This is a genomic window from Pannonibacter phragmitetus DSM 14782 (assembly GCF_000382365.1).
GTDB classification, from domain to species: Bacteria; Pseudomonadota; Alphaproteobacteria; order Rhizobiales; family Stappiaceae; genus Pannonibacter; species Pannonibacter phragmitetus.
In genome coordinates, this window is the sequence record NZ_KB908243.1 from 1 (window position 1) to 13,178 (window position 13,178).

Annotated in this window: 12 protein-coding genes; 3 read left to right on the plus strand and 9 right to left on the minus strand. The window is 54.0% G+C overall.

Annotation, left to right across the window (positions count from 1 at the left end; translation table 11 throughout):
• Positions 1–243 (plus strand): plasmid pRiA4b ORF-3 family protein (locus H163_RS24145; protein WP_247643342.1); only part of this gene is annotated, 243 nt, incomplete at its 5' end.
• A 249-nt stretch (positions 244–492) separates the two neighbouring features.
• On the opposite strand, the gene H163_RS24150 is transcribed toward H163_RS24145, so the two are convergent.
• The 7 genes from H163_RS24150 to H163_RS0121670 all read right to left on the minus strand — a co-directional run bounded on the left by H163_RS24150 (position 493) and on the right by H163_RS0121670 (position 7,212).
• The gene (locus H163_RS24150; protein ID WP_081626083.1) at positions 493–1,098 is read right to left on the minus strand and encodes a GDSL-type esterase/lipase family protein; all 606 of its coding nucleotides are present in this window, start codon (positions 1,096–1,098) and stop codon (positions 493–495) included.
• 265 nt (positions 1,099–1,363) lie between these two features.
• Positions 1,364–2,413 (minus strand): acyltransferase family protein, encoded by a 1,050-nt coding sequence (locus tag H163_RS24155; protein WP_160118275.1) that lies wholly within the window; start codon positions 2,411–2,413, stop codon positions 1,364–1,366.
• A gap of 87 nt (positions 2,414–2,500) precedes the next feature.
• Positions 2,501–3,775 carry an O-antigen ligase family protein gene (locus H163_RS24160; RefSeq protein ID WP_115336484.1) on the minus strand — a complete coding sequence of 425 codons (1,275 nt, stop codon included), beginning with the start codon at positions 3,773–3,775 and terminating at the stop codon, positions 2,501–2,503.
• Complete coding sequence (locus H163_RS0121650; RefSeq protein WP_081626086.1) at positions 3,772–5,178, minus strand: lipopolysaccharide biosynthesis protein; 1,407 nt, start codon at positions 5,176–5,178, stop codon at positions 3,772–3,774. Before H163_RS0121650 ends, H163_RS24160 begins: the two co-directional genes overlap by 4 nt.
• Before the next feature lie 17 nt (positions 5,179–5,195).
• The gene (locus H163_RS24165; RefSeq protein WP_147290452.1) at positions 5,196–6,284 is read right to left on the minus strand and encodes a glycosyltransferase; all 1,089 of its coding nucleotides are present in this window, start codon (positions 6,282–6,284) and stop codon (positions 5,196–5,198) included.
• On the minus strand, positions 6,281–6,766 hold the full coding sequence (locus tag H163_RS24170; RefSeq protein WP_081626088.1) for a glycosyltransferase: 486 nt from the start codon (positions 6,764–6,766) through the stop codon (positions 6,281–6,283). Before H163_RS24170 ends, H163_RS24165 begins: the two co-directional genes overlap by 4 nt.
• Positions 6,763–7,212 carry a glycosyltransferase family protein gene (locus H163_RS0121670; RefSeq protein ID WP_019966708.1) on the minus strand — a complete coding sequence of 150 codons (450 nt, stop codon included), beginning with the start codon at positions 7,210–7,212 and terminating at the stop codon, positions 6,763–6,765. Before H163_RS0121670 ends, H163_RS24170 begins: the two co-directional genes overlap by 4 nt.
• Before the next feature lie 908 nt (positions 7,213–8,120).
• Here H163_RS0121670 and H163_RS0121675 point away from each other — a divergent pair.
• On the plus strand, positions 8,121–9,551 hold the full coding sequence (locus H163_RS0121675) for a mannose-1-phosphate guanylyltransferase/mannose-6-phosphate isomerase (protein ID WP_019966709.1): 1,431 nt from the start codon (positions 8,121–8,123) through the stop codon (positions 9,549–9,551).
• Positions 9,552–9,685: 134 nt separating this feature from the next.
• Here the strand turns inward: H163_RS0121675 and H163_RS0121680 are convergent, their stop codons facing one another.
• A complete protein-coding gene (locus H163_RS0121680) occupies positions 9,686–10,564 on the minus strand; it encodes a LysR substrate-binding domain-containing protein (protein WP_019966710.1) in 879 nt (292 codons plus the stop codon).
• 96 nt (positions 10,565–10,660) lie between these two features.
• On the opposite strand from H163_RS0121680, the gene H163_RS0121685 reads away from it, so the two are divergent.
• Positions 10,661–10,909, plus strand: coding sequence for a DUF1127 domain-containing protein (locus tag H163_RS0121685; protein ID WP_026356175.1), 249 nt, complete (start codon positions 10,661–10,663; stop codon positions 10,907–10,909).
• Between the two features lie 500 nt (positions 10,910–11,409).
• Here the strand turns inward: H163_RS0121685 and H163_RS0121690 are convergent, their stop codons facing one another.
• Complete coding sequence (locus H163_RS0121690; RefSeq protein WP_019966712.1) at positions 11,410–12,597, minus strand: IS4 family transposase; 1,188 nt, start codon at positions 12,595–12,597, stop codon at positions 11,410–11,412.
• Positions 12,598–13,178 lie beyond the last annotated feature (581 nt).

The following is a 13,178-nucleotide window of genomic DNA, read 5'->3' on the forward strand; positions in this document are numbered from 1 at the left end:
GTTGACGGTGAACGACGAGCGCCGCCGGAAGATGTCGGCGGCTTACCCGGCTTCGAAGACTTCCTGAAAGCAATGGCAAAGCCACGACATCCCCAGCATCACGAAGTCGCGGATTGGTATGGTGGCCTCTTCGATCCCTCAGACATCGGCACAGACATGATCCGTGAACGCATCGCCAAGCTCGCTCGCCGCAGAACCCTCGGAAAAGCAGGCTTCGCAAAGAGCCAGAACAAGTGCCATTGACCGCAAACCAGACCGACGCGGTCTACGCCGGATGCTTGCCCACCAAGCGCGTCGGCGGCGGCATCTCCGACTTCAAAGCCCTCCGCCTGTTGAAATTCGCGGCAAGCTGACGAAGCGGATCGACCAAGACAGCGGTCCAGCCGTTTTTCAAAGGCTGGACCGCGCCACTAGTCAGCTCTTGCAGCCGTGAGAACCACCTTCAAGAAATAAATAGCACGCACCGGCTACACCCGCGAAAGCAAAACAAGATCACTGCTGCGATATCAAATGCGGCCTGACTTTTTCTGTCAAGAATTTGTATCCCTCATCACTCAGGTGCAGGTGATCATCGTTATAATGATGACAAGATGCTGGAAGTGGGAAAAATTTTCGAAGTACTTCCCAAATCGGGCTTTCCCCCTCGCGACAAGCGATATCAACAGCCGAAGGAATGGCAACCACATTTATTCCATTAATCGAAACACTCAGAAACAGCTTATTTAACTCGTCTATTTTATCAGAAAGGTATTCAAAATTCCTCCCTCTTGGCAAAACTGGAATTATGTAGACAACCTCAAGATGACTCCAGTTTTCTTTCATAACTTCTATCACCTTTTGAATTCCAGCTTGAACGCCACACGGAGCCGTTGTCTGAATGTTGTTAGTACCTAGAAACAAAACAACCTGTCTTGGATTAAGAGATGAATAGTCAACGTTCTGTAGACGCCATAGAAGGCCCTGCGTCGTATCGGAACCAAGGCCAATGTTTGCGACACGCTCTCCTGGAAACAATGAACTGAAAAGGTCTGCAGGCCATCGCTCACCCATCGAATCCCCCACCAGAACGGCATCCACCCCCCCAGACTGAGCCACCATCTGCCCTTGCTCCTCCAAGCGCTTCAATGCCCAAGTTCTCTGAGGCGGAACAGGCGTTGTCGCAAGCGCAACGTCATAGGGGCTACAGCCAGAAGCGGCGTGAGCGAGGCTTGAAAACTCTGTCGCTCCACATACGAGTGCGACCAAATAACTGAGGATGAATAGCGAAATACGCCTGACCACCCGAAACTCCCTTATTTGAACCTTTCGATAGAGAAACTGATTTCGCACCAAAATTTGCGCATAACGAGGCAGCGTAGCTGCCCTATCTCCAGCGGCTGCGCAAGAAGCTAAGGATGGGCCGCTCCACAATAATATAGGCAATAGCCCCACCAAACACAGAAACCGCAAATATAACAATAAATAACAACTCAACAGGAATTGAATCAAATACTTTTAACTTCCTTGCAATAATAACAACGATCGAGATAATTGAAGAGTGCACAAGATAAATAGAATACGATGCATCACCGATAAATATCAGCAATCTAGGCCATCTAATTTCAAATTTCTGATCAAGAAGCGCAGCCCCTAGAACAAGAAGGCAGAAAGATACAACAAGTAAAAAATGCAAATGAGAATTTTCCTGTGTTCCGATATCCCGAATACGAGAGATGCTGTCAGCATTCAGCGCATATACCGTAAGGCAAAGCACTCCAACGGCAAGCGCAGGCCAGATAAGTTTAGGCCATTCCAGCCTGTACAGAGCATATGCAAGAATGCCCGCCATGAAATACAGATTCCAGTGCGTCAGGATATAGACGTCTGACTTTATGAAATAAATATTAGAAATTACAGATAAAAGCCAGACACCGAATACTAACGCCCCACAAAAACGGCTAAAAATCAGAACCGCAAAGAATGCATAAAATGTAACTTCGTAGACTAATGTCCAAGCCACCTTGATCGGAAGCGTAACATCATTCGAAAGAGGGAACAGTATGTATGAAGAAATTAGATTTACTGAACTCCAAGAGAAATCTGGATACCCAATTCCGAAGGCTGACGCGAGAATGAAGCCAGTGAGATAGACCCAGTAAGTTGGGTAAACCCGCACGAAACGCTTCCGCAGATACGACGGCAATCCATCCTGACGACCAATGTCGCCCACATGAGCAAGAGATATGATAAACCCGCTCAACACGAAAAAAAACGCTACACCTAAGAATCCATGCCTAGAAAAATCTCTGAAAACAGTATTTGAACCATACTGAGGCTCCATCAGTATGATGTATACGTGATAAAATGCAACGTAACAGGCCGCCAGTCCTCGGAATACCTGAAGCGCTGGAATACTCGACGATTTGGAAATCACAACACCCTCCATCAAAAATTACATAGATTGAACTTTAGGACGTTTAAAATCCTCGAATCTCCGAAAGAGCTCGCTTCGGACGAGCCACTACGATGGCGAACTATAGTTCCGGAAGTCAGATAGGCCCGGACGTGACGCTAAACTGGGCGGAACCTGCCCTTCATTACGAACCATAAATTTGAAGACAGACGAAAGCACCACAACAAACATCACCTCGGTGTAAGAATTAGGCCGCATCAGATTTGCCTCGCCGATAGCGTAAATGACCGTGTGCATCACAACAAACATCGGCAGCAAAAGAATACTCTGAGTTCCAGAGTTGAGCGCCCTCACCGCAAATCGAATGAGTGTGCAGAAAAGCATCAAGTATGCAGCCACACCGGCATATCCAACATTCAGCGCCAGTTCTAGCACTCCATTATGAGCATGCGGAACAACCCAGCCAGCCGCAGCTCTTAGAGCCTGCGCATCGGAGGTGCGCCAAAAAGCCCCTAAACCATAACCCAGAAGCGGCTTCGTGCTGATGTACTGTATGCTCAGGTCCCAAAGCGTCGTACGGCCAGAAAGAGTTGCTGACTTATCAAAGCCCTCCGTCAACGCGCTAATTATTATCTCGGTGTAAAGGAAGGCAAACACGGTCAATATAACCGCACCAAGACCCGCGAGCATAAGATATGCCCTGCGCTTGGTTGCAATATACGCCCCCACTATAATCACTGTAGCCAATGTTGATGTCGCAGAACCGGTTCCTATCGCAAGGGCAGCAGACGATACAACAGCCGTTATCCATACAGGTCGCGTCCAATAGTCTCTGAGACACAGCGACACAATCAAAGAAAGTGTCGCGAACTTTCCAAGTACGTTTTTATGGATGAATATTCCCTGCCATGCTCCAGGGAATACGTAAGTCATCCTTCCGTAACTCGGCAAAGCAAATATTAGCAGAAAAGAAATAAAAACCGAAATAACACAAGCCAACCCAAGACTTTTCAGAACATCAACAGGATGTAAAATGGAACATATGTATAGACAAGCAAATAGGTTCATAGAAAAGAAAAGAGCGATAGTCAAGGTCCTTATAGGGTCATAGGAGACCGTCAACCCAAAAATTGAGACAGCAATCAAAAGCAAAAAAAATTGGAACCCATAGACATCTTTTATGATATTCACAGGATGCAATATAAAAAGAAGGCAAATAAGTCCACCATTTGCCAAGAAAATAACATTTGTAAACTGAGACCTCTCCTCATTAAAACTACGAAAATCGGACGGTCCATTTACAATCATGTTAACGCCGCCGCCTAAGATAATAAAAAAGTACAAAAATGAAATGAACTTGAGAGTTCTATTGCCATTTTTCACGAGCGCAATCTCCGAAGCACAAGATCTCTCGATCCCGCATAATTTAAAGATAGGCAGCACAGAACGTAGACGACAGCACCTGTTATGATTTGCAATAACGCAGAAGTCCAGCCTGGCTGGAAATTGTAGCCGACCAGATACACTGTTATTGCCATAATTGCTGTGCACACACAGCAGATAAATAAATGCCAGAAGTCAACAGGAAGCCGGAGTGCACCTCTTCCTAAGCCAAAACTCAAGGCACAAGACAGGATGGCAGACAGAAGCACCGCGAGCGATACCCCCAGAACCTCCAAGTGCCGCACACCAATCAATCCAAGGACGACCAAAGCCAGAAGGGCGATACTGGAATTTATCGCAGGCTTGAAAGTCTCACGCGTCAAATGGAAGGCCTGATCAAAATAATAAACTCTCAATCCCCTTACAAAACTAGCGCAAGCGATGAGAGGAGCAACCATCATAAACGACTTGGCAAAATCCTGCCCAATAAGCGTTCCTGATACACTCGGAAGAATCATAATGAATCCGATAGTTGCAGGCAGAGATACACCAACAAGAACATCAAGATTTTCTTGCATTTTATGCGTCGACTTTAAGGCGTCACCTGCTTCATAAGCCTTCACAAGTCTTGGAAATGCGGCCAAGTTTACCGCCTCCATAAGTGTTAGCAGTGTCTGTTTTGTGATGTCGACCGCTAACGCATAGATGCCAGCCGCCTCTTTCCCCAAGAAAGCAGAGACAATCAGCTTATCAATCTGATTGATAAGCCCAGACAGGCTAAAATTAAGAACCAGTGGCAATCCAAATCTAGAATGGAGAAGGAGATACTCTCTGGAAAAGATAAATCCAAACTTTTTTATATAAAGTAAAATATACGGCAACGAAGATAAAGAGAAAGATGTCAGGTAAGAAAGTACTATCAAATTGATTCCAAAATCAAATACTCCATATTTTAGCAAAAAATAAGAAAGAAAAAAGAACAAAACCTGACGAATCGCGTACTGAAAAGCATACTGCTTCGCCTTCCCCGTTGCCCTTGCAATTTCGAGAACAAAATCAGATGTGGAGCACACAACAGTCATCATCAAAATTGACGCAACGCTATGGTTAAATAATAATCCATACGAAATTATCAATACTATAACTATAAATATGTTCAAGAAATGCAATGCAATTGAAGCACCAACAATAGAAACAACATCCTCCGGATCATGTGCAGAGTTCCTGGTAACAGAACTTCTGTTCCACTGAAAGAATACAAGATTTAAGATCATAGAAACAGCAAGTGCTACGGCATATTCGCCGTAGGTCGTGGGATCTGCAAGATGCGAGAGCATCAATATAGTGCATAGACCAATTCCTGCAGGAATAATTCTTCCAAGAAGATACGTAACATAAATCACAGGAAGCCCTTCCGGAGCTAGTCAGTCAGTTTTGCTGCCTCAAGATAGGAGGCTGCCATCCGGTCGATGCTGAACTCGCGCGCACGCGCCACAGCCACCCCAGGTTCGCGATCCGAGCAGGCAGCCAAAATTGCCTCTTTCCATACATCAGCATCAAGAACCGCATATCTACCAGCATGTCCGGCAACCTCGCGTGCGATCGGAATATCATTGGCGACTACAGGCAATCCTTGAGAAAGGGCCTCGACAATAGTACGTCCGAATCCTTCATAAATTGAAGTTAGAAGAAATACATCCATAGCTCTGTAAAATTCAGTCAGCCTCACCCCATGAATAGATCCCAGAAAGGTCACGCGATCCTGAACATTCTTTTCCTTTGCGTATTCTCTAAGATCCTCTTCTTCCGGACCCTCTCCTGCAATATAAAGAGCAGCCTGAGGCATCTTTTCCAGAATAGAGATTGCAAATTTTATATTTTTTTGCTTATGAAGCCGCGCAACAATACCAAGAACAAGAGCACCCTCCGGCATAGAAAAGTTAGCCCTCGCCTCAGTTTTGGAAAGCTGTATCTCCTCTAAGACTGGCGTTCCATTGTGAACCGTGAGCATCTTTGAATAGTACTTATGACCATGACCAGAGTATGAATCCTTCACAGCATTACTAACAGCAATATTGGAATCATAGAGAAATGATGAACCGATTATTCTATCAAGCAAACGACCTATTTTTGACTGCCTATCAGATGGATTTCGCTGTGTTGCTATAAATTTTGCTTTCGCCACTATTTTTGACGCAATCGCGCCAAAAGCATTTGCAGCAGGTTGAAACCCATAGACTGCAACAGGCTTTACATGTCGAAAAATTTTCAGGAGCCTATAAATGAGAACCCAAATATTAATTAAATTTATCCTCTTGTCTTTTAATATAACTCTAAATTTTACAGCTGGAGAATAGTTTTCCTCCCTTTCGCAAAGGAATATTACCTCTGCCTTGAAGCCTCTCTTCTCAAACTCCGCCGCCATTAGAGACGCATTCAGCTGCGCACCGCCGACTCCCCTATAGTTACAAATACAAACAATCGAACCCTTTGAAAAATCAGAGCTCAAAATAGGACTCCTTCACTAATAACTTTTCTCAATGAGTTCATCAGCATCAGCCGGTTTGGCTCATCTCTGGAATTTAAAACTGGTTCAGTGGCTGTATTTACAGAATGAGCCGTTAGTAACGCGGGTTCATCATAAACATATATACCACTACGACTTGCCAAAGAGCGACAGGTAGCTAGCTGATGGTCATTTCTATGCTCACCAAACTTAGCGAGCCTTGGAACCAAAATTATTGGCTTCGAATTTTTCTGCGCATTCAGAATTGTCCCGATCCCTGCATGAGCAATGATCTTGCTGCAGGTTTTAAGGTACTCCTGAAACTCGACTGGCCCGAAGTTTTCGTGCGCTTCGATGTTCCGGCAGATATATTTGCTCTTGCCCATCTGGGCAATCACGGGTTCGTTCAGCTCGGGCGCTATGCGGTCAACAGCTTCCACAAGCCTGTCAAAGGGCAGCTGGGTGCCAACGGTCAGCAGGATCACAGCACACTCCCTGCATAGCGGGGACCGTTCTCACGGGCCAGATGCTCCCACTGGGTGAGCTGAAGATGGGCGACATAGCCCGCGATCTTGCCGCTCATCGAGAGTTTTTCCGAGTTAGCGATGCTGTCGATCCAGATCGTCCTTGCGCGGAACATCCGGCCTATCGCAATGGCTATGATGCCGGGCGCCGCTCCGGTCGAGATGATGACGTCCGGCTTGTGCTTCCAGATGATCCGGAAGATCTGCGCTGCTGTCTTGAGGTTCTTCAAGGGAGTATCTCGATTGCAGTCACCGACAAGATAGGCGCCGCTAATGCCATTGCGCTCGGCAAGGCCTGACAACGTGTTGGCATAGACAACGTTGTGTTCAGCGAATGCCTCCCTCAGGAGCATCAGTTGCTCCCAATGGCCGCCGGATGAAGAAATCGCCAGAACGGTTTTCGTCATCCCCGGACCTCCGCTTCCCGGCCGTCCCGGAAGGCTCCAGCCCTCTCGCAGGCCGGTTCGGCAAGGTCTCTGGTCACGGCATCAACGCTGCCTCTACGGACAGCCGCAAGTCTTGAAATCATGCAATAGCATCCATCAACATTCAAAACGGCAATCGGCGGCTCCTGGTCAGACACCCCGTGAACAGAGGCATCCGGCAAGATCCGGTTTGAAAATTCTCCGCAAGGCCTCACGGCTCCTGCGTGCCTGCTGCCCCGGATACAGCGGCAAAATCCGCCCTGGTGAGCCCCGCCGCATCAGGTGCAAGCTGGTTCCCCGGGCCATCAGGCCACCCCGTCAGCACGCAAAGTGCCAGAGCAACTCTGCAATGCCACACTCAGGCGGCCTCGTCATGAAGGGCAAGCCCCTTCCGGAAGATCTTCAACAAATGGCCAGCAGCCTGGCCTGGACATCGCAATCAAAAATCACGCTTCGCCGCGTTCGAACCAAGCACGGCAGCCTATACCACCAAGCAGTGGCACCAGACTTTGCAGTCCGCACCAGCTCTCAGCCGCCATGGCAGGCGCAATCGGACAATTCCCCAGTTCTCTCCGGTCTGCCTGACCGCGTTGCAGCATATCAAGAAATAATGCCGCCCTCTACATGTTATGGAAGCATGGACGCATTTTCAGAGCCTGTTACCGGCTGCTGGAGCACTGTTTGCGTGAAGCAGGAATGAGAAGCGTTTCAGGCAGACGGCAAGGCCCGGCAAAGGGCACCATGCGCTGCAGCGGCACGGCGCACCAAGCGGCCGGTACGGCGGAAGGGATGCCCCGCATGCGGTCAGCCGCCCTTCCCTCCAAGCGGCTGATTTACGGGACCCGTCTTCTCCTTTAGAGACTGTTCGCAGTTTGCAGCGTGAGGCTTTCATGATCACTCCCCTTCTCCTCGTTGGCGGTTCGGGCACCCGGCTCTGGCCCTTGTCACGCAAGAGCTATCCGAAGCAGTTTGCGCCGCTGATCGGCGGGGAAAGCCTGTTCCAGGGCTCGGCGCGGCGGCTTTCGGCGGAGGGTTTTGCCGCGCCTGTCGTCATCACCGGCTCGGATTACCGCTTCATAGTCACCGAACAGCTGGCGGCCGCGGGCATTGATCCCGGCGCCATCCTGATCGAGCCGGAGGCCCGCAACACGGCCCCGGCCGTGCTGGCCGCAGCGCTGCACATCGCCAGAACCGATCCGGACGGGTTGATGCTGGTCGCCCCTTCCGACCATGTGGTGCCCAACCCGGCCGCCTTCCGCGCGGCCGTGGCTGCCGGCATGCCGGCCGCAGAGGCCGGGCAGATTGTCACCTTCGGCATCCGCCCCACCCATGCCGAGACCGGTTATGGCTGGCTGGAGCTTTCCGCCGCTGCCGCCGAAGGCGAGCCGGTGGCGCTGAAGCGCTTTGTCGAGAAGCCGGACCGGGACAAGGCCGAGGCGATGCTCGCCGCCGGGTCCTATCTGTGGAATGCCGGCATCTTCCTGTTCAAGGTCTCCACCATTCTCGATGCCTTCCAGGCGCTGGCGCCGCAGCTGGTCGAGCCCGTCACCCGCTCGGTTGAGGATGCCAGGTCCGACCTCGGCTTCCTGCGGCTTGACCCGGCGGCCTTTGGCCGCGCACCATCCATCTCCATCGACTATGCGGTGATGGAGCGCGCCACCAACCTCACGGCCGTGCCCTTTGGCGCCGGCTGGTCGGATCTGGGCGGCTGGGACATGGTGGCCAAGGAAATGGGCCCGGACAGCCGCGGCAACAGCCTCGGCGGCGAGGCCACCGCCATCGACTGCGACGGCACGCTGCTGCGCTCCGACAGCGACGGGCTCCAAATCGTCGGCATCGGCCTCAAGGATGTGATCGCCGTGGCCATGAATGACGCGGTGCTGGTGGCCGCCAAGTCCCGCGCACAGGACGTGAAACTCGCCGTCGAGGCGCTGAAGAAAAAAGGCGCGCGCCAGGCCGAGACCTTCCCGCGTGATCACCGGCCGTGGGGCTGGTTCGAGACGCTGGCGCTGGCCGACCGGTTCCAGGTCAAGCGCATCGTCGTGCATCCGGGCGCCGCCCTGTCGCTGCAGAGCCACGTGCACCGCTCCGAACACTGGATCGTGGTGTCCGGCACCGCAAGGGTGACGGTGAATGACGACGTGCAGCTGCTCACCGAGAATCAGTCCGTCTATATTCCCCTCGGCGCCATCCACCGGATGGAGAACCCCGGCAAGGTGCCGATGGTGCTGATCGAGGTGCAGACCGGGGCCTATCTCGGCGAAGACGACATCACCCGCTACGACGATATCTATTCCCGCGGGCAAGGCGCCAAGGGCTGATACCAGGCCTGCCGGTGTTGGCGCATCACGCCTTGAAATGGCTCAGGCGCCGCACGGGCTTGCCCCCCCCCTATGAGCGGGGCTCACCGGGGCTGGTCTCTTCCTTGCACTTCTGCCCCCTTTGCGCCAGCGCCCTAGGGGAGGTCCCGTTCCAGCTCGGCAGACAGCCAGCCGAGCAGATTCCGCACGGCTTTGCGGGGGGCGGCCTTGGCCGTCATCTTGGCGTGGAACCCGCCGGGAACAGCCACGAAGCCCAGGGGGGCCACAAGCCGCCCCGTGGCCAGATCCCGCTCGACCAGCCGCCGCTCCGAAAGGGCCACACCCAGCCCGGCGGCCGCGCCTTCAATGGCCAGCATATGATGGGGATGCTCCAGATCCTGCACCGCATGGAACGTGACGCCGGCACGGCGCGCCCACTCCTGCCAGCTTCCGGCCGCCCCCAGATGCGTGAGGCTCACCGGCGCGGTCCATATGCCGTCCTGCGCGTGGAAGGGATAGTCCGGTGAACAGACCGGCCCATAGGAGGTGCTGCCGATGGAGGTGACACCGGGTTCAGCCACAGGGCTGCGAAGCCGGTCATAGCTCAGCATCAGGTCAAACTCGTGATCGGGCACCCGGCTGGGCCCGGCCATCAGCAGGCGGATCTCGATTTCCGGATGGGTCCGGTAGAGGCGCGGCAATCTGGGGGTCAGCCAGCGGGTGGCCAGGGTGGCGCTGAGCAGCAGGGTGATATGGTTCCCGTCCGCCTCGCCCCGGAGGCCGCGCGACACCCCGTCCAACTGGTCCAGAACGGCCGTGACCGCAACCCGCAGCCGTTCGCCGCGCGGTGTCAGCTTCAGCCCCGTACCGGCCTTCTCGAACAGGCTGCCGCCAAGGTCTTCCGACAGATGGGCGATCTGCTTGCTTATGGCGCTGTGAGTGCGCCCAAGCTCCCCGGCAGCGGCCGTAACGGAGCCGAGCCGGGCGGCGGCCTCAAAGGCCGGCAGGGCTGTCAGAGGAGGCAGGCGGCGCATCTTTGTTCCTTCCGGTTACATTAGCCCGAAAAATATTCAATTTTTCTGCGCATATCACCTCGGCTACATCAAGAAAAAAGAACAGAGAGCAAGATCATGCCCAGTGTCATTTACATTTTCCCTCATCAAACCATCAGCGCGCAGGGCCGCGCCAGCGGACACGGCTTGCACCGTATGGCCCGTGTGTGGCTTGGCATGTGGCTGGGCGTCTGGCTGGACCGGATCAGCTACCGGCGCATGCTGCGCAAGGAACTGCTGCCGCAGCCCGACAGCGTTCTGGCGGACGCCGGCCTCGAGCGGGCTGCCGTTCTTCTCGAGGTGTCAAAACCCTTCTGGCGGGCCTGATACGGAAGAGGGTCAGGCATCAGCTCCTCTCGCCAGGGCAAGCTATACCCTTCACACATCGAGCGGGCAGACGTCATCGGCGTTACTCTGACAACGAAAAAGGCAAGCCGCTTCAGGCCTATGCTTCTCTGGCTGAGGCCCCTCAATTCCCCTCTCCATGACGAGGGCTGTGTCCGCATCGGACGCAGCCAGGAGAAGAAATGGCCTGTCCTTTTGCCCCAGTACCCCTCTCCCCCCTTGAGCTACCAGATTCACACATCAGGTCTGGAAACTGCCCGCAATGAGGCGTTTGCTTTTCGGGGGGACGCCTGCCGCCCCCTCCCCCTGGTGGGGAGGGGTGAGGGGTGGGGGTGGGGGGCTCTGAGCCGAAAAATATATGAAAGACAGATAGATACCTGAAAAGGCCTCTCGAGGAGCAGCTGTCTGAAATCAATGAACACCCTGCCAGCCGGAAAGGCTTACCCCCCACCCCTCACCCCTCCCCACGAGGGCTACCAGATTCACACATCGTGTTCGTATCCGACCGCATTGATTGCCCGTTTTGCGGCCTGGATTTCGAGCCATCCCTGCAGCATGACGACAGGTCCGGGTTTTCCGTAATATCCTGTCCATCCTCCGAGGCGTGCGCAGACCCAGGCAGCATAGGCAAGCGAGCCCTTCGGATGAGGGTTTTTCTGCCGTTCGGTCTTGCCTTCAAGCCTGGCGCAATAAGCCTCGAGCAGGGGGGTATCGGCTTGCTCGAAGGTATCGGTGCATGGCCGCAACGGCCCCTCTCCGCCCTCCCGGGCATGGACGAGCTGCTGGACTGCGACGGCTGCGATCAAGGCTGCAGTGACAAGCTTGTCACGTGGTCCGGGCTCCTCAATGCGGACCCCTTCAATGTCAAAACCCTGGGTTTTCAAAGTCCGGAAGAGCTGTTCGATGGTCCAGCGTCTGCGGTAGAGGTCCGCCATGGCAAAGGCTTCGGCTGCATCGCGAACCGGCCGGGTGGTCAGCAACCGCCAATGCAAGGCCTGCACGCCTGCGGGCGGGTCGATCTCGCGCAGGCTGATCACCTGCATCTCCACCGCATCGGGCAGTCCGGCAGCGAAGCGCCGGTTGGGCCGGGCCAGCTTCAGGGTGGAAAAGCGCAGCCCAAGCCGCGCCGTGCGCGCCCGCCTGCCAGGGCCTGCGGGCAGGCTGATATCCGCCTGTCCAGCCAGCGCAAGCCCCTCAAGCGCTGCGAACAACCGGCCCCCATCCTCAAGGCTGCGGTCCTGCGCCGCGCGGATCAGAAGATCCGTCCCCTCGGGACGCAGCGCAAAAGCCTCGTAAATATCCCCCTCACGATCGGCAATGACCGTGATCCGGCCCGCGCCGGCGCACACCGAAGCCGCCTGCTCCGTGCTTTCAAGCCAGCGGAAGCTTTCCTTCTCCTCAACCGGAAGCTCCCGGCGCTTCTCCTTGTGGCCCGAAGAGCGCTTCAGAAAGGCACCGCCAACAAGACCAAGCAGCGCACCATCGCTCTCATCCAGTGCAATCGAAACATGCAGATAGTCGCCTCCACCCCCGCAGGAGCGCACCACCGTCGTGTCCTGGATGACAAGAACATCACGACCGGTGCTGCGCACCGATGTCCGTTGCCCCGCCTCAAGCAGCATCTCGTCAACGCTCACGGACGGATTGCGCAGAAAACGCGTAATCCGCATCTCCCCGGCACGGTTCCCGCCAAGGCGGCGAACCCGAAGCGTCCCAATCCCCTGCAAACGCGACAGAAGAAAGGCCCCCCTTTTTCAAGGCGGCGGTCGCCAAACCGGCCAAGCGTTGCATCCATCAATCAATCCCTCCTCATAACTCAAACAAAACTGAATCAGACATCAGACACCTAGGCAACAACGATGTGTGCATGCAGTAGCCACGAGGGGGAGGGGGGCTGAAACGCCGCGCCAGAGTAACCAGACTGCTGGCTTTCCCCAAACCGTCTTTGGCTTCAAACACGATGTGTGCATACTGTAGCCCTGCCCTTGAGGGGGAGATGTCTGCGCGAGCAGACAGAGGGGGGTAGCAGCGTTTCGGCAGAGCACCATCTCTCTCACAACCGGACAGTCAGTTACCCCCCTCCCCCCCCTGCCGGGGGCATCTCCCCCTCAAGGGCAGGGGAATCGCATATGTCGAATAAGGGGTTGTTTTACTGAGGCAAATCGATTCATGAGTTCTCCGTCCCAGGAGGTCGCGATGAGTAGATTTGCCGCTTGTTTTGAAGCTTTGCCTGATCCGCGCAGCAGCAACG